Annotated in this window: 20 protein-coding genes; 10 read left to right on the top strand and 10 right to left on the bottom strand. The window is 55.4% G+C overall.

The window, feature by feature from the left end; genetic code table 11:
• The 4 genes from IQ241_RS26780 to IQ241_RS22115 all read left to right on the top strand — a co-directional run.
• On the top strand, positions 1–118 hold a 118-nt coding region (locus tag IQ241_RS26780), incomplete at its 5' end, for a transposase (protein WP_193911096.1).
• 205 nt (positions 119–323) lie between these two features.
• A complete protein-coding gene (locus tag IQ241_RS22105; RefSeq protein ID WP_193911421.1) occupies positions 324–1,679 on the top strand; it encodes a Na+/H+ antiporter NhaC family protein in 1,356 nt (451 codons plus the stop codon).
• Positions 1,680–2,540: 861 nt separating this feature from the next.
• Positions 2,541–3,962, top strand: coding sequence for an MFS transporter (locus IQ241_RS22110; protein WP_193911423.1), 1,422 nt, complete (start codon positions 2,541–2,543; stop codon positions 3,960–3,962).
• A gap of 66 nt (positions 3,963–4,028) precedes the next feature.
• Positions 4,029–5,414: a phospholipid carrier-dependent glycosyltransferase gene (locus tag IQ241_RS22115; RefSeq protein ID WP_193911425.1), complete on the top strand. Its 1,386-nt coding sequence runs from the start codon at positions 4,029–4,031 to the stop codon at positions 5,412–5,414.
• Between the two features lie 5 nt (positions 5,415–5,419).
• Here IQ241_RS22115 and IQ241_RS22120 read toward each other — a convergent pair whose 3' ends face one another.
• Complete coding sequence (locus IQ241_RS22120) at positions 5,420–6,310, bottom strand: alpha/beta hydrolase (RefSeq protein ID WP_193911428.1); 891 nt, start codon at positions 6,308–6,310, stop codon at positions 5,420–5,422.
• 228 nt (positions 6,311–6,538) lie between these two features.
• On the opposite strand from IQ241_RS22120, the gene IQ241_RS22125 reads away from it, so the two are divergent.
• Positions 6,539–7,276, top strand: a complete 738-nt coding sequence (locus IQ241_RS22125; protein ID WP_193911430.1) for a M14 family zinc carboxypeptidase — start codon at positions 6,539–6,541, stop codon at positions 7,274–7,276.
• A gap of 391 nt (positions 7,277–7,667) precedes the next feature.
• Here IQ241_RS22125 and IQ241_RS22130 read toward each other — a convergent pair whose 3' ends face one another.
• The 8 genes from IQ241_RS22130 to IQ241_RS22165 all read right to left on the bottom strand — a co-directional run bounded on the left by IQ241_RS22130 (position 7,668) and on the right by IQ241_RS22165 (position 13,029).
• Positions 7,668–8,060, bottom strand: coding sequence for a type II toxin-antitoxin system VapC family toxin (locus IQ241_RS22130; RefSeq protein ID WP_193911432.1), 393 nt, complete (start codon positions 8,058–8,060; stop codon positions 7,668–7,670).
• A 4-nt stretch (positions 8,061–8,064) separates the two neighbouring features.
• Positions 8,065–8,346: a hypothetical protein gene (locus tag IQ241_RS22135; protein ID WP_193911434.1), complete on the bottom strand. Its 282-nt coding sequence runs from the start codon at positions 8,344–8,346 to the stop codon at positions 8,065–8,067.
• A gap of 28 nt (positions 8,347–8,374) precedes the next feature.
• Positions 8,375–8,473 carry a hypothetical protein gene (locus tag IQ241_RS26785; protein WP_193911436.1) on the bottom strand — a complete coding sequence of 33 codons (99 nt, stop codon included), beginning with the start codon at positions 8,471–8,473 and terminating at the stop codon, positions 8,375–8,377.
• A gap of 10 nt (positions 8,474–8,483) precedes the next feature.
• Positions 8,484–9,152, bottom strand: coding sequence for an alpha/beta fold hydrolase (locus IQ241_RS22145; protein ID WP_322743746.1), 669 nt, complete (start codon positions 9,150–9,152; stop codon positions 8,484–8,486).
• 294 nt (positions 9,153–9,446) lie between these two features.
• Positions 9,447–9,791, bottom strand: coding sequence for a type II toxin-antitoxin system HicB family antitoxin (locus IQ241_RS22150; RefSeq protein ID WP_193911438.1), 345 nt, complete (start codon positions 9,789–9,791; stop codon positions 9,447–9,449).
• Complete coding sequence (locus tag IQ241_RS22155; RefSeq protein ID WP_193911440.1) at positions 9,769–10,038, bottom strand: toxin HicA; 270 nt, start codon at positions 10,036–10,038, stop codon at positions 9,769–9,771. Before IQ241_RS22155 ends, IQ241_RS22150 begins: the two co-directional genes overlap by 23 nt.
• 246 nt (positions 10,039–10,284) lie before the next feature.
• Positions 10,285–10,749, bottom strand: a complete 465-nt coding sequence (locus IQ241_RS22160; protein WP_193911442.1) for a DUF4383 domain-containing protein — start codon at positions 10,747–10,749, stop codon at positions 10,285–10,287.
• Between the two features lie 114 nt (positions 10,750–10,863).
• Positions 10,864–13,029: a Tex family protein gene (locus IQ241_RS22165; RefSeq protein ID WP_193911444.1), complete on the bottom strand. Its 2,166-nt coding sequence runs from the start codon at positions 13,027–13,029 to the stop codon at positions 10,864–10,866.
• A 165-nt stretch (positions 13,030–13,194) separates the two neighbouring features.
• Between IQ241_RS22165 and IQ241_RS22170 the strand changes: the two genes are divergently transcribed.
• Positions 13,195–14,430: an aromatic ring-hydroxylating oxygenase subunit alpha gene (locus IQ241_RS22170; RefSeq protein WP_193911446.1), complete on the top strand. Its 1,236-nt coding sequence runs from the start codon at positions 13,195–13,197 to the stop codon at positions 14,428–14,430.
• A gap of 105 nt (positions 14,431–14,535) precedes the next feature.
• On the opposite strand, the gene IQ241_RS22175 is transcribed toward IQ241_RS22170, so the two are convergent.
• Positions 14,536–15,702 (bottom strand): AGE family epimerase/isomerase, encoded by a 1,167-nt coding sequence (locus tag IQ241_RS22175; protein WP_193911448.1) that lies wholly within the window; start codon positions 15,700–15,702, stop codon positions 14,536–14,538.
• 130 nt (positions 15,703–15,832) lie between these two features.
• Between IQ241_RS22175 and IQ241_RS22180 the strand changes: the two genes are divergently transcribed.
• From IQ241_RS22180 to IQ241_RS22195, 4 genes are read left to right on the top strand one after another with little or no spacing between them, the layout of a single operon-like run.
• Positions 15,833–16,351, top strand: a complete 519-nt coding sequence (locus tag IQ241_RS22180; protein WP_193911450.1) for a pentapeptide repeat-containing protein — start codon at positions 15,833–15,835, stop codon at positions 16,349–16,351.
• Positions 16,352–16,371: 20 nt separating this feature from the next.
• Positions 16,372–17,514: an alpha/beta fold hydrolase gene (locus tag IQ241_RS22185; protein ID WP_193911452.1), complete on the top strand. Its 1,143-nt coding sequence runs from the start codon at positions 16,372–16,374 to the stop codon at positions 17,512–17,514.
• 48 nt (positions 17,515–17,562) lie between these two features.
• On the top strand, positions 17,563–18,963 hold the full coding sequence (locus tag IQ241_RS22190; protein ID WP_193911454.1) for an IctB family putative bicarbonate transporter: 1,401 nt from the start codon (positions 17,563–17,565) through the stop codon (positions 18,961–18,963).
• A gap of 2 nt (positions 18,964–18,965) precedes the next feature.
• On the top strand, positions 18,966–19,829 hold the full coding sequence (locus IQ241_RS22195; RefSeq protein WP_193911456.1) for an alpha/beta fold hydrolase: 864 nt from the start codon (positions 18,966–18,968) through the stop codon (positions 19,827–19,829).
• Positions 19,830–19,834 lie beyond the last annotated feature (5 nt).

The following is a 19,834-nucleotide window of genomic DNA, read 5'->3' on the forward strand; positions in this document are numbered from 1 at the left end:
GGCGCTGTGGAGTCCAAGCTATTCAGCTGGCTCTGTAGGCGGTGCTCCTTTGGAGATCCTGAAGCAATACATCCAAACTCAAAGCCGCCCTGAAAGGGCGGGGCTTGAATCCCATTAGTTTTGGTCAGCAACCGCTACCAGCGCCCGCAGATGAGAGATCTTGAGCTGACCTTCAGCCATTTCACGCATTTCAGAATTAACGCTATTAAGTCAGTTTTAGAGTCCAGTCTACCATCGATGGCATCGATGGTAGCTATCAAACCGCTGCGTTGAACCCATCGGATGTTTGAAGTGAAATAGAAATGTCATTCTTCTCATGATCTATGCGGTTTTTCGCCAGCCGATTCAGTCAGGGGACAGGCCTCGCTGCGGCTCTGCTCCTATCCTTTGCCCTGCTGGTCTCCAGCGCCATTCGGGGCACCTACATGGCCTATCCATTGCTGCTCTCCCTAGGACTTTTTGTGGCCGTGCTAAACCAACGAGGGTTTCGCCTCCGCGAGCTGGCTCAGATGGGGCTGAAGGGCTGTCGTCAGGCGCTGCCGGCGGTCAACATTTTACTGCTAATTGGCAGCGTCATTGCTATTTGGATGGCGGCGGGAACGGTGCCGGCGCTGGTTTACTACGGCACGCAGCTGATCCAGCCCCGGCTATTTGTGCTATCGGCGTTTGTGCTGACCGGCGCGGTGTCGGTGCTCATCGGCACTTCGTTTGGCGCGGCGGGTACCATTGGGCTGGCGCTGATGGTCATGGCGCGGGGCAGCAGCATCAACCCTAATCTGGTAGCGGGAGCGATTATTGCCGGGGCCTACGTCGGCGATCGCTGTTCACCCATGTCTTCCAGCGCCTGTTTGGTGGCCAGCATCACCCGCACTTCGCTGCATAGGAACCTAAAAAATATAGTAGTGACCTCAGCCTGGCCGATGGGGCTGACGCTCGTCGTTTACCTAGTGCTCTCCTTACTTAATCCGGCTCAGCTCAGCGACAATCCCGTAATCGCAACGCTACCCCAATATTTTCAGCTTTCTCCGCTGGCGCTGTTGCCCGCTATCGCTATTCTGCTGCTGGCTATGCTGCGGCTGGAGGTGAAGCTGGCAATGTTAGTCAGTTTGGGTATAGGCATCGCGATCGCGCACGGCCTCCAGGGCTACTCCCTAACCCAGCTAGTAAAATTTACTTTAACCGGTTTTACGCTAGATGCCGCTACACCGCTGAGTGACATTCTGCTGGGCGGCGGCCTGCTGGCGATGGGCAAAGCCGTCATTGTCGTGCTGATTTCAACCGCTTTTGCGGGCATCTTTGCCGGGACTAAAGCGTTCGCCAGCCTGGAGAAAGGGCTAGGGAAGATTCAGCGCCCCGACCATTTGTTTGCCGCTACAACCGGTGTAGGTACTGCGGCAGCAATCTTTGGCTGCACGCAAACAATCGCTATTTTGCTGACCCAACAAATTATGCAGCCTCACTATCAGACTCGGGGAAGTCAGGACGCGATCGCGCTCGATCTGGAAAATACCGTAGTCGTCATCTCTCCACTCATTCCTTGGAACATTGCCGGGCTTATTCCGGCAACGGTTCTAACCGTCGGCCCCGGCTTCATTCCCTACGCAATTTACCTCTATCTGACGCCGCTGTTCATAGGGCTAGGCTATAGGTTTCAGCAAGACCAGTCTAAATTCTTCTAGGATTTGTTAGCGTTCTAACAGAATCACTTCTGCCCTAAGCTTTCCACAGTCTCGCGAAAGAAATGAGTGATCTGAACAATAGGGATTTGGTTATAGCTGCTTGTCTGACTAGCAAAAGTAGGTGAAAGGCAGGAACTATCAGGATATCGCGCTTGATACTACGGTACTTGTGTCAGGCAGTCAGCTTTCTCAGTCTCGCTCATTGAGCGATCTGCTAGAGATCGCTCTTTCAACTTGAGCAGCAGTTAAACTACAAAAGCAGACAATAATAGTTACCTATTGCTAAAATTTATTTAACAGCGTCTTTTTCAGAATCAAGACGCTTATAGCTTCTAAATTTATTCTGACTGAAACGATATAGGTAAGACTTCAATACACTATGCTAGTAAATATTGCTAATGGCAATAAAGGTCCTTTATCCATGCCTGATAAAGTTCCAGTAGCTGATATTACAGACGTTTAAATGATAGATATACGAAAGCAAAAGACGGCTGTCCTAGCTTATTTAGGGGGTTATACTGAATTTGAATTATCTAAAAAATGTCTGAAAAACAGTATCGCAAATATCAGACTAATTTGATAGCTCCCTCAAATCGCGAAGGCCATCTATAAATACACTGGATTCTGAAATATTATTTTCCAATTGGCCTTAGGTAAAATTGCCCTTAGCTAAATATTATCCTGCTGACAACATAGTAGTTTTACGCAAAAATTTTGTTTGAGCTTTGGCCGACAAACTTGCATTGGCGATATTGAGAAAAGCACCGAATAGTCCTCCAGCTGTCTCAAATCAAGATTAATATGAATTGAAATCAGGAGCAGATAGCCTGATCTGAACTTCAAAAAACTGTTCGATCTTAAATGAGCCCTATCCACTCGTCTTTTTTAGAACAGCTTAATCGGTCTTCGCTGACGCGTCCGATGTGGCGACTATGGCTGCTTTCTGCCGGACTGATTGGCTTAGACGGCTTCGATTTCTTTATCATTGGCGTTGCCATGCCCTTCATTCAGCAGGATTTTGGGCTGGGACCCGAGGCCGTCGGCGCGATCGCGACTGCAGCCGTAGTCGGCGCCCTGGTCGGCTCCCTCACCCTAGGACCAATCACGGACCGAGTCGGTCGTCAGCTGATGCTGCTGGTAGACATCGGTATTTTTATCCTGGCCTCAGCAGGCGCAGCCTTTGCCTGGAATCCGGCAGCGCTCATTGCATTTCGATTTTTGGTCGGGGTGGGAATCGGCGCAGACTATCCTATTAGCGTCTCGTATATTACTGAAAATGTTCCCATGCGCTTCCGGGGTCGCATGGTGATCGGCGCGTTTAGCTTTCAGGCGGTAGGGGCGCTGTTCGGAGCGCTGCTTGGGATAGTCACGATTGGCCTCTGCCGAGCGCTCGCGCCCGACTCGGTAGAATGGGCCACTCACTATGCCTGGCGAGCAATGCTGGCAGTTGGATTGGTGCTGGCGGTGCTGATTGGTCTGCTGCGGCTGGCTTTTTTGCTAGAGAGCCCCTGCTATTATTTGGCCAAGGAAAATTACAAAGCGGCTTCTGAGTCAGCCTCACAGCTACTCGAACAAAAAATTGAGCTCAGCCCTGCGACCGAGCCGACAGCGTCCGCAAGCCGGCTCGGCTACGGCGATCTGTTTTCACGACAGTACTTACGACGCACGGCACTAGCTGCGTTGCCCTGGTTCTTACAGGACATTGCGACCTACGGCATCGGGATTTTTACCCCTACTATTATTGCGACCCTGGCTCTGGCTCCCAGAGCTGGGCTGCTGTCTGAGTCGATGGCTGGGGCAGAGGGAGCGGCTTTTGTGAATATGTTTCTGATCGGCGGCTTTATTCTGGCCATTCTGCTGGTCGATCGGGTGGGTCGCATTTCGCTCCAGGTGCTCGGATTTGCCGGAATGGCGCTGGGGCTGCTGCTGCTGTCATTTTCTGGCGGTGGCACGCCTGGGGCTACGCACTATGGCCTGCTGTTTGGCGGCTTTATTCTCTTCAACCTGGCTATGAATGCAGGACCCAATTCGACGACGTTTCTGCTGTCGGGGGAGGTTTTCCCGCCCGCAATCCGGGCTGGCGGCGCGGGGCTGGCGGCCGCGATCGCGAAAGCTGGCGCAGTGGTTGGGGCTTACGGGCTACCGATTTGGCAGGCGACGTTCGGCATTGTTCACCTGCTGCGCTTTCTGAGTGCGATCTGCGTTTTAGCAGCCGCGCTGACCTACCTGCTGAGGGTTGAGGTTAAGACAGAATCAGCCGCTGAAGCGGTTGAGCCGTCCTAAAGTTAGACTAGACCAGCTACACTAGGGCGGCATCTGTGCAGCATCTGTTCTGAGTGAGGACGGGTCTTGAAGATTCAGAATTATCCGCTCACCGGACTACAGCGACTTCAGCGCTCCTATATAGGAGCATTGGCCGTGGTCGGACTCAGCTTTGGACTGCGCTTTTGGGGGCTAGGGCGGTTCAATCGGCTGGTCTTTGACGAGACTCATTTCGTTCGATTTGCCCAAGGCTACCTCCAGGGCGAACCGGTGTTTGACGTTCATCCGCCGCTGGGGAAGTATCTGATTGCGGTTGGGCTATGGCTAGCTCAAAGGCTGCCGACTGCCGCCCCCCACGAGGATTTAGGCATCGCTTCAGCCCCAATCGCATACCGCTGGATGACGGCGCTGCTAGGTACGCTCATTCCCCTGCTGGTGATGGGAATCGCCCATGAGCTAGGTCAGCGGTTGCCCAGCCCAGCGCGATCGCGATTTGCCCTATTAGCCGGGCTGTTTGTCGCGATCGACGGCCTCTTTGTGGTGGAGTCGCGCTATGCATTAATCAACATTCATCTCATCTTTTTTGGGCTGCTAGGCCACTGGCTTTGGCTGCGAGCAGCGCGACTAAACGGCAAAGTCAAAGGGCGTTACCGCATCCTAGCGGGAATTGCTTTAGGCGCCTGTGTAGCGGTGAAGTGGAACGGTGCAGCGTTTGCCTTAGGGCTAGTCTTAGTCCGCGGCTGGGGAGAGATCAGATCTGGAAAATGGCTCATTTATCTAGGGATAGTCCCCATCGGCGTTTATGGGCTGCTCTGGATTCCCCATCTGCTGATTAGCCATGACAATCTGTGGGACTTGCATCGGCAAATATGGCAGTTCCACCAGCGCATGGGCCAGGGCGAGGCAGTCCATGCCTACTGCTCAAGCTGGTATACCTGGCCGCTACTGCTGCGGCCGGTCGCCTACGACTATCAGCAGGTGGGCCAGCAGGTCTATGACGTCCACGGGCTGGGCAATCCGCCGCTGTGGTGGCTGTCAACCGCAGCGGTGCTAGCGGTAGCCTTGGGATTGCTGGCCGAGACCGGTCAAAGGGCCGTCGGCGGGTTCACCAAAACTAGGCAAAAAGTAGGCAGCCGATCTCTTTCAATCCCGAAAACGCCCAGTCAGCCAGGCCGCAGCTCGGTGCCGCGCTACCTGATCGTGAACTACGCGGTTAACTGGCTACCCTGGCTCTTGATTCAGCGCTGTACCTTTCTCTACCACTACATGCCAGCAGCGGTCTTTGCCTTCCTCACCTTTGCCTGGCTACTCAGCCGCTGGCTGCATCAGCGCTCTGCCGAAACTCGCACAATCAGCCTGGCCTTAATCACGGTAGTCCTCCTGGCAGCTCTATTCTGGCTACCGATTTACCTGGGTCTGCCGCTCTCCCCCGACGCCCTGAGATCGCGCTGGTGGCTCAAAACCTGGATTTAAGCCGATCACCCCATTTCACGCAGTGTCCGATAAAGCTCCCCCGTATGCGGCCAGCCGACAAACCCCGCATAGCAGCAGCTTACCGGGTCGGCCAGGTAAACGTGATGAACGCCGACCGGACTCTGCCAGGTATGCAGAACTGAGCCATCGGCCAGGGTTCCCCAGGGTCGAGCTTGCCCAAAGTTGCGGGTGTGGGTATCGGTCATACCGGGAATTTCCTGCAGCTGACGGATAGCGCGATCGCGCTCAGTCAGTTCAACCAACGGCGGCAGCCTAAAGCTCTGGGGCTGTGCCCAATAGTGGCGAATCGCTGCGGCTACCTCAGGGTGACACTTGAGCGCGTCATGATAAATTCCTTTGAGGGTAATGCAGCGAGCCCGATGAAACTGGCTACAGGCAATTGGCACAATCCCATCGCTGGCATTACCGACATCGCCCACAATCGTCAGGGTAGGAATCGCGGCGGCAATCTTTTCGGCCAGGGGACGGCGGTTCTGACCCAGGTCTTTGGCAATGCCAATGCCCCATTGAAAAGGGTCGAGGGTGCGGCTCAGGTCGGAACCGCTAACTGGGGAGCCAATCAGGATCAGCGATTCAACCTGGGGCCACCAGTCGGGATGGCGCTTGAGCACTTTCAGCCAGATCAGGCCGCCCATGGAATGGCCGATGATTCGGATTGGGATATCAGGGTACAGATGGTGAGTTTGGGTCGCGATCGCGTCTACCGCATCGACCAGCGGAGCCATCCGCAGCCAGGTGTTGATGAAGCCCAAATTGGGCGTCACCCGGTGAGCACGGGGGCTAGCGACAGACTGGGTTAAAGCGGCAATGTCCCGGTGGGTATCGGCCCAGCCGTGCTGAGCATAGAGGATGTAGTCTGGCTGCGTTAGGGTCACTGGCTGACCAGATGGCTAATCTTATATGCTAACGCCAATCGACAGGACGGTTTGGCCGGGCTGTTTCAGAAATCCTCTATTTGAGACACCCGTCTCTCAAACGAAGGATTTTGGAACGATCATATATACTATTCGGAAGCGTTTAACCCCTAATTTCCAGGGCTTTATCTTCCTAAGATTGAAACTAGCTGTAGTGCGGACTAAGGCGCGATATGGTGGAAGTCAGCGTTGCTCGGTCAAAGCAGCCTTTCGGAACGCCTAACTCTCTATCTACACAACCGTAATCAGGTAGATGCCGAAATAGAATGGACTGACATCAAACAACTCGACCGCCTCGTTCTAGAAACTGAAGCTCTTGGCACACAGGTCGAAGTAATTGGCCTTTCTGGTGAGGATCGGCCCTTGTACGGCGTGACTGTAGGCGATAGCACTGCTACCCGAACGATTGCTGTAATTGCAGGTTGCCATGCTGGCGAGATTATAGGACCGCTGTCTGCTCTATCGCTGCTCCGACAGCTGGCAAGCCAGTCAACTCCTGGCGTTCAGTTCAAAGTTGTGCCAGCTGTAGACCCCGACTTCCTATACAGAAACGCTGAGGCTCTATCTACGAATCCTACCTTGCAAAATTTGCTCAGTGACGAGGCACAACAGAGTCGCGATTTAGAAGGTTACTTCACGACAGATACTTATCCTGAGTGTATTGCAGTAAGAAAATGGCTGCGACGGAATGACCGAATCGACGCCTACTTTTCGCTGCACTCATCAGCTCTGATAGCACCAGGTTTGTTCTTCTACTTAGGTAGTGGTTCTGAGCCAAACTGTACTGACCATGTGGCCCATCAGCTTACTGCCGCAGTTCCTGAGTATATTCCACTTCTATCCAGTGATCCGACTGGCGATGCCTTAGCGGTTTTGTCTCCAGGGCTTTTCGAGATACCTATTTCAAACACCGAAGAGCTGAACTAGTGAAGCCTAGTAACTCTCTCACGTTTATCAGTCAATACTTTCAGCCTCAGTTCGTTGGTGTTTCAGAGATGCCACTAGCTGTCTGTCCTATGCTCAAGAACGCTCCGCTATCTAAGATTGACCAGTGTAATCGCGAGTTTAGACAAACAGGCCAGATTGAGCATTCAATTAGAGAGATTGACCTAGACTCGCAGCTTTTTATTATGAGAACCTTCGTTGAGTCCGTCGCAAAGTTTATTTCGCTGAACGTAACCACTTAGTCCTTCTTTCAATATCTCGTTATTTAGAGGTTTCTATACCCTCGGAAACGGTGTCTGATCTGATATCTCAAAAGTGATTTCTCAGAAGGCTTGAGTTTTTTTGAGCTTGGGTTGCGTACTGATCTGCTGATTCATTCATCGACAATGGGAATATCTGTCTGTGAGAAGTCGTTGCCTTTGAACAGGAGTGGCTCTCCGGTTGTCTTCGCTAAGGCATAAGAACAACAGTCTCCCATGTTCAATCGAGCGGGATGATGTCCTTTGCCGTAGGCAAAATAGGCGATTTTGGCAGCTTCGGCTTGAACTAAGGTGAATGGAATAATTGAGATCGCGTGGGTACGAAGAAGGGCATCCAGCTGTGCTTGCCCGGTGACACCATATCGACTACCAATGACTATAGCGCTTTCAAGCTGTGACACAGAAGACATCAGCCGATATCGGTCTACAGCTATCAGCTCAGCAAACTGCTGAGCTTCGGCTTCTTGTTGCAGTATGGCAATCACTGCCGAGGTGTCAATCACCATTAGCTTACTCAGGGAGACCGATATCGTTGTAGGCCAAGATTTCGTCAGCATTGCGATCATCCAAAACAGGCAGGCTGGAGCAGGCGGCGCTGATAGCCATGATGCTAGCGGCAACCTCTGGCCCTACGGTAGGTGCGGCATACTGCTCTAGGTCAAATTCGGCAGAGCCAACGGATGTAGCCGGGAAGGACACGGTTACAGTTACGTCCTGATCGGCAATCTGGTTGAGCCCTTCTATGTGCAAGACCCCATTGGGGCCAACATGAGTTTTGATGCTTAGATTCATTGCTCTGTCGCTGGTGCGCTACTTTAGTTCACTTTACATCGGCTTGACTCTGCAAGTTCGGGGCTATCTGCCGGTAGTAGTTAGAGCGCGAACAGCCAACCTGCTCGCAGATCTCCTTGATCGTCATCTTCCCTTCGTTAGCCAGTGCGATCGCGCTCAGTCAGCGACACTGCGGGCGGCAGCCTAAAGCTCTGGGGCTGTGCCCAATAGTGGCGAATGGCTGCGGCTACCTCAGGGTGACACTTGAGCGCGTCATGATAAATTCCTTTGAGGGTAATGCAGCGAGCCCGATGAAACTGGCTACAGGCAATTGGCACAATCCCATCGCTGGCATTACCGACATCGCCCACAATCGTCAGGGTAGGAATCGCGGCGGCAATCTTTTCGGCCAGGGGACGGCGGTTCTGACCCAGGTCTTTGGCAATGCCAATGCCCCATTGAAAAGGGTCGAGGGTGCGGCTCAGGTCGGAACCGCTAACTGGGGAGCCAATCAGGATCAGCGATTCAACCTGGGGCCACCAGTCGGGATGGCGCTTGAGCACTTCCAGCCAGATCAGGCCGCCCATGGAATGGCCGATGATTCGGATTGGGATATCAGGGTACAGATGGTGAGTTTGGGTCGCGATCGCGTCTACCGCATCGACCAGCGGAGCCATCCGCAGCCAGGTGTTGATGAAGCCCAAATTGGGCGTCACCCGGTGAGCACGGGGGCTAGCGACAGACTGGGTTAAAGCGGCAATGTCCCGGTGGGTATCGGCCCAGCCGTGCTGAGCATAGAGGATGTAGTCTGGCTGCGTCAGAGTCACTGGCTGACCAGATGGCTAATCTTATATGCTAACGCCAATCGACAGGACGGTTTGGCCGGTTTGAAGTCAAACTTCTCCAGTAGCTTTCGTGATGCAGCATTGGCAATGTGAGCATCTGCGCGAATTTCGGTGATCTCAAAGACTGCCCAAACGCAAGCGACGATCGCTTCTGTGTATCAATAGAGATGGCAGACGGCTATTTATCCTAATTCTAGATAGCGGCTCTCCTATACAAGCAGCATACTCACAGCGTAGAAGTTCTGTTGCACTCCTCCACTGCCTAGTTACACTCCCTTATGCAGTAGCGAGCTTTCTTCCTACCAAGCGATTAAGACTTACGTTCTCTTCTGCCGCTTTGGTTGCTAGCTCTCTATGTAGTGATGGAGGTATACGAACTTGGAACTTACCGCTGAAGTTTCTCTCAGATAAAGGTTTAGGAACACTTTCACCTGTCTGTTCTAATTCTTTAATAGTGTCAGCTACAAGTTCGCAGATGCCTTGTAAGGCAGCAGCTTGGTCTTCTTCCAACCAGCTTAGGCTAGGAAATTCAGCACAGGTGCCTACAAACTCTTCATCTTCAGCAGACCAAGTAATTCGATAAGCATATAATTTTGGGCTAACTTTCTGAACTGCTTTCATTCTTTACCTCCTGAAGCTTGTCTATGGCTTCAATCACCTTGAGAACCTGATATCTCTTCGCTTTACTGTTCTTGTTTTGAATGTTTATCCGAGGATCTCCTTTCCAGGGAGTGGGATAAACGTAGTGGCTAGTGCCTGAACTGGTGTGTTTACCGAAGTACTCTTCACAGATCTTACGCAGATCGTCAAAACGCACATCAGAAGGATTATTCCTCACTGCTTTGAGCAGCTTATCCTTTTTAGACATATAGCTTACGACTATAGGGAACCAGTTCTATAAATACATTGCACTACACCTAAAGCATTCTGAATATCTAAATATTAGTAGCACTATTGATACTATGTCAAGTATGAATGAGCCGACTTCCGCAGTTTTCAGACTACGGGTGTCATTGGTCGGCCACCTGACACAAAAAGCCTCTCAGCAATTTGCTGAGAGGTCGTCACTTTAGGAAATGGGTTAGATGCGTAACTGCCGATTGGAGAGTCGCGATCAGTTAGAGGGAGCGCCGTATTCTTCGTTGGCCTGGGGCGGCACCGACCTCCAGCCTTTTGCAAACCCAAAATAGGCGGAGATCGCGGCAGTGCCAAGATGCAACCAAACATCATTGCCGTAGAGGGGGATTAGACCCAGCGTGGTGTTTAGGTTAGGAATCAGCCCCATGACGCCGAGCAGGCCATAAAAAACGGCCAGCGTACCCGCAAAAATTCGGGAGCTGCCCTCGGTGAGGTAGGCCACAACGCCCGATGCGCCGACAATCAGGTGGACGGTGTTGTGATAGGTGTTGATCGGGAACAGGCCAAAGAGGTAGCCATAGCCGGCCAGCCCGCCCTGATCGACTTCAGCTAAAAGGTGGGGTGCACTGGTTGCGGGCTCAACCAGGCTGGGAATAAAGCCTAGAATGCCGACAATTGTATAGACAATGCCGACGGTCAGGGCAAAAGAGCGAACTGCCATATATTTTTCTCCGGTGAGATGAACTGTGCTTGCTTCTAGTAAAGCGATATGGTCAAGCCCAGCCCTCGCCCCTGGGAAGAAAAGGCGTTCTGACTAAAGATGTAGAAAGGTAAACTAAGCTGGGTTCTCAACCGGCTGATCTAGCCGCAGCGTCAGGCCAATCCGCTTAAGCTTTGGGTCAACCGTCAGCACCTTCACCTGAACCACCTGGCCGACCTGAACGATCTCTTTCGGGTCTTTGACAAATCGATTGGCCATTTGCGAAATGTGAACCAGTCCGTCCTGATGGACGCCGATATCGACAAACGCCCCGAAGTTGGCCACGTTGGTGACCACGCCTTCCAGCACCATGCCAGGAGTTAAATCATTAATTGTCGTCACGTCTGACTTGAACTGAGCGTAGGTAAACTGAGCCCGGGGATCGCGACCTGGCTTTTCTAGCTCACGCAGGATGTCGCGCAGGGTCGGTTCACCGATGGTGTCGGTGGCATAGCGCTTGAGATTGGGGCGCAGCCGCTCGACGGCCTGAGAAATCTGACCCAGCGGCAAATCTAGGTCTGCGGCTATAGTTTGAACCAGGGTGTAGCTTTCGGGATGGACGGCGGTGTTGTCGAGGGGGTTGCTGCCCTGGGGGATTCTCAGAAAACCGGCGGCCTGCTCAAAGGCTTTGGGACCGAGCTGGCTGACCTTGAGCAGCGCTTTGCGATCGCGAAACGCTCCCACCCGATCGCGGTAGGCCACAATGTTGTTGGCGATGGTGGGCGTAATCCCCGAAACGTAGGCCAGCAGCTCCCGCGAAGCCAGATTTAGATTTACCCCAACATAATTTACGCAGCTCTCGACGGTCTCATCCAGCTTTTGCTTTAGCTGCTTCTGGTCTACATCGTGCTGATACTGCCCTACGCCGATGACTTTAGGATCGAGCTTCACTAGCTCCGCCAGCGGATCTTGCAGCCGGCGGGCGATGCTAATCGCGCCGCGCACGGTGACGTCGAGCTGGGGGAATTCCGCGATCGCGACTTCACTCGCCGAATAAACCGAAGCGCCGGACTCGCTGACCATCACCTTCACCGGCGGCTCAGGCAGGCTGCTTAGCACTTCGCCGACAAAGGCATCGGTCTCCCGGCTGGCAGTGCCGTTGCCAATCGCAATCAGCCGAATCTGGTGCTTCTGGATCAGCTGGCGCAGCGTCTGGGCTGCCTGCTGGCGCTGACCTTCGCCGGTGTGGGGAAAAATCGCCTGATATTCCAAAAACTGGCCGGTCTGGCTAATCGCCGCTACCTTGCAGCCGGTGCGAAAGCCGGGATCGATCCCCAGCGTCGGCTCCATTCCGGCGGGGGGAGCCAGCAGCAAATTGTTTAAGTTATCCGCAAAGGTCTGAATCGAAGCGGTGTCGGCCCAGGCTTTTTTCTCGGCCATCACTTCACGGCTGAGGGCCGGGCGAACCAGGCGGCTAAAGGCGTCCTTGAGCATGGCCTGGTAGAACTGCCGGATGTCTCGGTCGCGGGTCTGAATTTGCCTATGCTCCAGATCGCTCAGAATCTGGGCTTCGTCAACTTCCAGAGCAACTTTTAAAATGCCCTCTCGCTCTCCGCGCAGCAGCGCTAGCAAATTGTGGGGCGCAATCTGGCTCACCGCCACCTGATAGCGGCGGTACATCTCATATTTGGTGCTGCCTTCGGGCTGGTCTGATTTGATTTTGGACGTCAGGCTGCCCTGAGTGAGGAAACGCTGACGCAGACGCGATCGCAGCTCTGCCTGCTCCGCTACGGTCTCAGCCAGAATGTCGGAGGCTCCCTGCAGGGCTGCTTCTACGTCAGGAACCTCGTCAGAGACAAAAGGCTGGGCCAGGTCGGCGAGCTTTTTGCCCGGCTGCCCCTTTTGGTTCAATGCCGCGATTGCCTCGGCTAGCGGATCTAAACCCTTGTCCCGAGCCATCGTGGCGCGGGTGCGGCGCTTGGGTCGGTAGGGCAGGTAGAGATCTTCCAGCTCTGTCTTGCTCAAACAGGCGGCGATTTTGGCTTCCAGCGCCGGAGTGAGCCCGTCCTGCGCCTGGATCGAGGCTAGAATCGTCTGTTTCCGCGCCGCCAGTTCGGCCAGGTATGCTCGCTGCTCGGCAATCTGCCTCAGCTGCACCTCATCCAGTTCGCCCGTCCGCTCTTTTCGATAGCGAGCAATGAAGGGCACCGTCGCCCCGTCTGCGAATAGTTCTAGCGCCACCTGAACCTGCGCCGGACGCACCGAGAGCGATTGGGCGATGGCCTGAGTAGCATTGAGCATGGAAAAGTCTAAACCGCTTTCTTCTAAACTGCTTTCTAACAGCCTAATAGCAGGCTGCCTGTGTAATCTGCCCAATGGGATCGGCTAAAGGCAGTGTTTTCTGTACCTTGAACGGTCTGAATTCGTCAATTAGGATGAGCCGAATTAGACTGCCGTACTGCTGATATGAAGACTAACCTGGCTGTGCCTACCGTAGCGCAATCGCCGCAATCTTCTTCCCTACAAGCGCTGATCCGTCGCTATCAGCCCGGCCAAAGTCTGCCTCAGGAATTCTATACCGACGAAGTCGTCTTTCAGGCCGACCTGCGGCAGATTTTCTATCGCAGCTGGCTGTTTGTCGGCCACAGCTGTGAGGTGGCGCAGCCGGGGGACTACCTGACCGTAACTGTGGGGGATGAGTCGCTGGTGGTGGTGCGCGATCGCGATCGCCTCCATGCCCATTTCAACGTCTGCCGCCATCGGGGATCGCGAATTGCTCTAGCATCCTGCGGCCAGGCCAAAGCGCTAGTTTGCCCCTACCACCAGTGGTCCTACCAGCTAGACGGGCAGCTACGCGGAGCAAGGCTAATGGGTCGAGAATTCGATCGGGCCGAGCATGGCCTGATTTCAGCCCAGGTGAGAGAGCTGGCCGGACTGATTTTCGTCTGCCTGGCCGCCCAGCCGCCGGATTTTGAAGCGGCGGTGGACGCGATCGCGCCCCAGCTCACCCCGCACCGGCTGGACCAGGCCAAAATCATCGCCCGCCACACCTACACCGTCTCAGCCAACTGGAAGACGCTGATCGAAAACAACCGCGAATGCTACCACTGCGCCGGTGCCCATCCAGAATTTTTCCTCTCTAACTACGATTTTGGACTTCCCGGCGATACCCGGGCAACTCGCCGCTACCAGAAGAGCCTGGCTGAATCCTACCAGCGCTGGCAGGCCATGGGCCTGGCCCCCCGTGAGGTCAGCTTCCCCGACGGCGGCTGGTTCCGGGTGGCCCGGCTGCCGCTGAAGCCGCCTTTCCTGACTGAGAGTCTCACCGGCCAGCTGACCGCGCCGCTGATGGGAGACTTCACCCAACCAGAAGTCGGCAGCCTGCGGATCATCGGCCTGCCCAACTTCTGGGGCCACGCCAACGCCGACTACGCCATGACCACCCGAGTCATCCCGCTAGCGGTGAACCAAACCCAGATAGACGTCGCCTTTCTCATCCACCCCGACGCCGTTGAAGGCCGAGACTACAGCCCAGCTGACGTCGCCGCCGTCTGGCAGGCCACCAGCGAGCAAGACTGGCAGCTCTGCGAAAACAACTACGCTGGCATCCGCTCCAGCGCCTACCGCCCCGGCCCGCTGTCCCCCCTGACCGAAAGCTCCGTCACCAATTTTCTAACCTGGTACCTGCACCAGCTCAGCTAGCCAACCCTTTCATCTATCCAGACATCTCCCAACCCAAAAGCCCTAATCCGCTTGCGGGCTTGGAAACCAAGCCCCTACCCATCCACCCCATCCACCCATCCACAACTACCCCATCCTCTCAAACTCCCGCCAGCACAAATACATCGCCCTCGGCACGTGAAAACACCCCTTCCACTTCCCGCCTTTTAAGGGCAGCAATACCTCTCCGCGCCGGTTCAAATAGCCAAACCACTCCCGCCCCGAATCGGCAAAGTGAGACCAGGTATAGTCATGCACCTTCTGATACCAGTCCCAGCAGAGCTGCCGCCCGGTGAGCCGATATCCCATAGTTAGGGCAACCAGTGTTTCAAGATGCACCCACCAAAGCTTTTGATCCCACTCCAGCTTGTCCGGCGGATGGCCCTGGGCATCGAGAAAGTAGTACAGGCCGCCAAACTCCCGGTCCCAGGCAAAGTCAAGAATCGCCAGCATCGTATCGACTGCCTGATAGATCAGCGGTTCCTGCTGGCGGCGCTGGGCGATATCCATGATGAACCACATCGCTTCGATGCCGTGGCCGGGGTTGAGCAGCCGCCCGTCAAAGCTGTCTATGTGGGAGCCGTCGGGGGCGACATTTTCATACATCAGCCCCGTTGCCGGGTCGCGGAAGTCGGTCATCACGGTTTGGACGGTCTGGTCGAGGATGGTATTTAAGCGATCGCGCTCCAGCAGCCAGTCCATTTCCAGCGATAGATTGGCCAGAATCATCGGCCCGGCCAGCGACTTCATCGGTCTGGTACCGGGATAGGCCTTACTGTATTTGCCTTTGGGATTATCCTGGCGACGCAGCACGGTTTCGTAAGCCTGCTGCGCGATGTCTTTCGCCCAGCTTTCGCCGCTGGCCCTGGCGTATTGGCTAAAGGCCATGGCCGCAAAGCAGTCAGAAAACACGCTGTAGGGCTGTACCAGGGGCTGACCGTCTCGGGTCAGGGCAAAGTACCAATTGCCGTCGGGGTCGCGGCCATGGTGGGCTAAGAACTCCGCTCCGGCCTTGGCTACAGCCAGCCAATCACTTCGGGGTTCAACCTGGTTGTAGAGCAGGGAAAAGGTCCAGAGCTGCCGGTTCTGCAGCCAGACAAATTTGTCCGTATCGTAGACGACACCATCTTGGTCTAGGCAGGAAAAGTAGCCGCCATAGGTCTCGTCCACAGCGTGCTGCTGCCAGAACGGGATCACGTCCTGCAGCAGCGTATTTTGATAGAGCTGAGCCAGCTCGCGAAAGGAGAGGTTCATCAATCAACTGACCGGAGAGAAATCTATTGCAGCTTCTTTGATAAATTGTTACATTTGTTAATAATTAATATTTTGTTACAAAATAGTCGGCTGAATGATGATTTTGAATGGCTTACTCGATCAATATGCTATGGGTCAGCGGAGATTTGAGCGAGCTGATCTGCGAGAAATGCAGCTAGTAGCCGTATGCCTGCCTCAGGTACGGCTGTGCTGGGCTGATTTAACCAGTGCTAATTTACGTCAGGCCGACTTATTTCAGGCCGATCTGACGGGGGCGACCCTCTGGCGCACCTGCCTGAGCTGGGCCAGTTTGGAGCAGGCAAATCTTCATCAGGCTTTGCTGCTACGCACTCAGGCGATCTTTGCAAATCTTAGCCAGGCCTGCCTGCACCGAGCTGATCTGCGACTGGCCGACCTGCGCCAGGCCAGGTTAATCGAGGCAGATTTGCGCGGGGCTAAACTCTGTTACGCTGACCTGAGCGGGGCCGATCTGACCGGGGCCGACCTGACCGGGGCCGACTTGACCGGAGCGTTGCTCGGCGGCGCGCAGCTCAAGGCAGTGCGCTGGACAGCGGCTATCTTCAATCAGGCCCAGCTCGATCCGGTTCGGTCTCCGCTGACCGGGGATGAACCTCTGGCGATCGCGTAGCAAGCAAGACGAATTAACACATGCAGTTCTATCGATGGCAGGGTTACCGCTGCGCCTATGAGCAGCAGGGAGAATCAGCCGATGTTCCAGCCCTTCTGCTGATTCATCCAGTTGGGGTAGGGCTATCGAGTCGATTTTGGCAGCCGTTTTTGGAACAGTGGCAGCAGGCAGAGCCGCCGAACCCGGTGTATATGCCCGACCTGCTGGGCTGCGGGGCCAGCGTTAAACCCCGAGCCGCCTACCATCCTGAAGACTGGGCGGCGCAGCTGAAGTTTTTTATCGATACGGTAGTCCAGCAGCCGGTGATTCTGGTGATCCAGGGGGCGCTGCTGCCGGTGGGCATTCGGCTGGCTGCGATGACCGCCGAGGTGAAGGGCCTGATTCTTTCAGGACCGCCCAACTGGTCGCTGATGACGGAGCCGACGCCGAGCTGGCAGCAGCGGGTAAACTGGAACCTGTTTGACTCGCCGATCGGCCAGGCATTTTACCAATACGCCCGGCGGCGGCAGTTTCTGCGCTCGTTTTCGCAGCGGCAGCTGTTTGAGAAGCCCGCTGACGTTTCCGACTCGTGGCTCTCAATGCTGCAAGCCGGCGCGGAGGAGCCGGCCAGCCGCCACGCGGTTTTCTCCTTTTTAGCCGGATTCTGGCGGCAGGACTATGAGGGAGCGATCGCGGCCACCCAGCAGCCGACTCTAGTATTAATGGGTCAGGAAGCCTCCTCAATTAGCCGCTCAGCCCAGCCCGAGACACCGGAGCAGCGGCTACAGGTCTACCTCGACCACTTTCCCTGTTCTGAAGGGGAAATTATCGCAGGCCGAAACGTCATGCCCTACGAGACGCCGGACAGTTTTGTAGCCGCGATCGCGCCTTTCATCGAAAAGATCAGCAGCGGTACCTCCTTCGATATCGGTACCCCCAATGAACTATTGGATGAAGCATCCGATGAGCCATCGGATGAAGTACCAGATCCCCAAGCTGAAGCGCTAGATGCACCCAATGGCCAGTCGGATGGCCCGGCCGAAGCAAACGGTACTGAAAGCCCGGCAGATGATGAGTCAAATGGCCAGTCCAATCATCAGCCCGACCTTCAATCCGGTAATCAGGCCGACCATCCGCCGAATGATGAAAGTGACAACGAAGAAATAGTTGACAGTGCGTCATAACTCGCTGACATTATAGGGACCGCAGATTAACCTTACGGCTTCCTGCCCATGTTCAACACCGCTCTCCAACGGGTCACGCTCAGCCGCTTTGCCCTCGACCAGTGGCGACAGGTGAGCCTGCTGCACCGCCTGCTGTCACCGCTGCGACAGTGGCGGCAGGGTAGCTGGCTGCTGCAGTGGGGCGATGCGATTGGCTGGGTGTTTCTGGCAATTGTGTTTGCTCTAGCCCCCTACGTTTCAACGGCGCTGATTGGAGTGCTGATGGTGGCCTGCGCCGGGCTGTGGCTGCTGTTGACGGTGTCAGATCAGGCCGAGGGCTGGCTGACGCCGGTGCATGTGGTAGTGACGGTCTACTGGGGCGTGATGGTGTTGGCGACGGCACTATCGCCGGTGAAGTCAGCGGCTCTGGTAGGACTGGTCAAGCTGACGCTGAATCTGCTGCTGTTCATGCTGATGGCCCGCGTCCTGCGAAGGCCCAATCTGCGGTCGGCGCTGATTTTGGTCTATCTGGCGACGGCGGCGATCGTGTCGGTTTACGGCATCCGGCAGTACTACTTTGGGGCCGAGGCGCTGGCCACCTGGTCCGATCCCGAAACTAACCTGTCCCAATCGACTCGGGTCTACAGCTATCTAGGCAATCCCAATCTGCTAGCGGGCTATCTGATGCCCGCCGTCGGCTTCAGCGCGGCGGCGTTTTTTGTCTGGCCGAAGTGGGTGCCGAAAGGGCTGGCGGTGGTTCTCTGGGGAATCAGCAGCGTCTGCTTAATCTTGACCCGCAGCCGGGGCGGCTGGCTGGGGTTTGTTGCCCTCAGCTTCGTCCTAATGGTGCTGCTGGTGTACTGGCTGAATCCATTGTCTACCGCGTTCTGGCGGCGGTGGGCGCTGCCGCTGCTGCTGGGCGCTTCGGCGGCGGTGGTGGTCGCAGCCGTGCTGTTCGTACCGTCGGTACAGGAACGCGTCCTCACCATGTTCGCCGGACGAGAAGACAGCAGCAATAATTTTCGGATTAATGTCTGGGAATCCGTCGTGAATATGATCAGGGCTCGCCCAATCATCGGGATTGGGCCGGGGAATGAAGCCTTCAATAAGGTCTATCCCCTATTTCAAAAGCCCAACTATACGGCCCTCAGCGCCTACTCAATCTATCTGGAAACGGCGGTAGAAGCGGGGATTTTAGGCATTTTGAGCTTTGCCTGGCTGATCGGGGTCAGCTTTTACCAGAGCTGGGTGCAGATTAATCGTCTGCGGCAGCGGCTAGAACCGCAGGGCTACTGGCTGATGGCCGCGATCGCAGTTCAAATCGGCCTGCTGGTTCAGGGGGCCGTCGATACAATCTGGTATCGGCCCCAGGTGAGTACGCTGTGGTGGCTGCTGATGGCGCTGATTGCCAGCTACTATGTGTCGCTGCGAGAGAAGTACCGGACAGATTCACTGACTGATGCTGCCTGAAGATGCTGCCTAAGGACATAGCGGCGCTGACGGAGGAAACCTCGATTGCCCTGGCCAACCAGATTCAGTTTGCCGCAGTACAGACACCGCTCGCAGAATCGCCTATTCAGACCAGCTATGTCTCTGCTGGGGAAGGGCTACCGCTGCTGCTGCTGCATGGCTTTGACAGCTCAATTTTTGAATTTCGACGGCTGGTGCCCGAGCTGACGGCCTACGGTCAGGTCTGGGCGGTCGATCTGCTTGGCTTTGGCTTTAGCGATCGCTTGGTCACTCCGCGAGTTGACCCCGAAGCGATCCGGCTGCATCTGTACAGCTTCTGGCAGCAGATGATTGGTGAACCTGTTGTCCTGGTCGGCGCTTCGATGGGCGGCGCGGCAGCGCTCGACTGGTCGCTGAGCTACCCCGAAGCGGTGCAAAAGCTAGTGCTGATCGACAGCGCTGGGATCACCAGCGGGCCTGCCCTGGGCCGATTTATCTTTCCGCCATTGGACAGCTGGGCGGCAGCGTTTCTCAGAAATCCCAGAGTGCGGCGCGGCATCAGTCAGCGAGCCTATCACGATCAGTCCTGGGTGACGGCAGATGCCGAACGCTGCGCCACGCTCCACCTCCAGGCCCCCGGCTGGCAGTCGGCCCTGATTGCCTTTACCAAAAGCGGCGGCTACCGGCTGGGCAAGCGGATTCAGGAAGTTGCGGTGCCAACGCTGATCCTCTGGGGCGAGCAGGATCGGATATTGGGAACCAAGGACGCTCAGCAGTTTGAGCGGGCGATTCCCCAGAGCCAGCTGGTTTGGATCCCGGAATGTGGCCATGTTCCGCATTTGGAGAAGGCGCGGGTGACGGGGGAGTGGATTGGGGGGTGGATGTAGGGGAG

The organism is Vasconcelosia minhoensis LEGE 07310 (assembly GCF_015207255.1).
In the GTDB taxonomy this organism is placed as follows: Bacteria; Cyanobacteriota; Cyanobacteriia; order Phormidesmidales; family Phormidesmidaceae; genus Vasconcelosia; species Vasconcelosia minhoensis.

Coding starts and splice junctions, on each gene's coding strand:
- IQ241_RS22135 (WP_193911434.1), bottom strand. CDS start 8,346: ATGAATCTAAGCATCAAAACTCATGTTGGCCCCAATGGGGTCTTGCAC.
- IQ241_RS22165 (WP_193911444.1), bottom strand. CDS start 13,029: ATGCTCAATGCTACTCAGGCCATCGCCCAATCGCTCTCGGTGCGTCCG.
- IQ241_RS22160 (WP_193911442.1), bottom strand. CDS start 10,749: ATGGCAGTTCGCTCTTTTGCCCTGACCGTCGGCATTGTCTATACAATT.
- IQ241_RS22150 (WP_193911438.1), bottom strand. CDS start 9,791: ATGAAAGCAGTTCAGAAAGTTAGCCCAAAATTATATGCTTATCGAATT.
- IQ241_RS22180 (WP_193911450.1), top strand. CDS start 15,833: ATGGGTCAGCGGAGATTTGAGCGAGCTGATCTGCGAGAAATGCAGCTA.
- IQ241_RS22155 (WP_193911440.1), bottom strand. CDS start 10,038: ATGTCTAAAAAGGATAAGCTGCTCAAAGCAGTGAGGAATAATCCTTCT.
- IQ241_RS22185 (WP_193911452.1), top strand. CDS start 16,372: ATGCAGTTCTATCGATGGCAGGGTTACCGCTGCGCCTATGAGCAGCAG.
- IQ241_RS22110 (WP_193911423.1), top strand. CDS start 2,541: ATGAGCCCTATCCACTCGTCTTTTTTAGAACAGCTTAATCGGTCTTCG.
- IQ241_RS22190 (WP_193911454.1), top strand. CDS start 17,563: ATGTTCAACACCGCTCTCCAACGGGTCACGCTCAGCCGCTTTGCCCTC.
- IQ241_RS26785 (WP_193911436.1), bottom strand. CDS start 8,473: ATGACGATCAAGGAGATCTGCGAGCAGGTTGGCTGTTCGCGCTCTAAC.
- IQ241_RS22105 (WP_193911421.1), top strand. CDS start 324: ATGCGGTTTTTCGCCAGCCGATTCAGTCAGGGGACAGGCCTCGCTGCG.
- IQ241_RS22175 (WP_193911448.1), bottom strand. CDS start 15,702: ATGAACCTCTCCTTTCGCGAGCTGGCTCAGCTCTATCAAAATACGCTG.
- IQ241_RS22170 (WP_193911446.1), top strand. CDS start 13,195: ATGAAGACTAACCTGGCTGTGCCTACCGTAGCGCAATCGCCGCAATCT.
- IQ241_RS22130 (WP_193911432.1), bottom strand. CDS start 8,060: ATGGTGATTGACACCTCGGCAGTGATTGCCATACTGCAACAAGAAGCC.
- IQ241_RS22195 (WP_193911456.1), top strand. CDS start 18,966: ATGCTGCCTAAGGACATAGCGGCGCTGACGGAGGAAACCTCGATTGCC.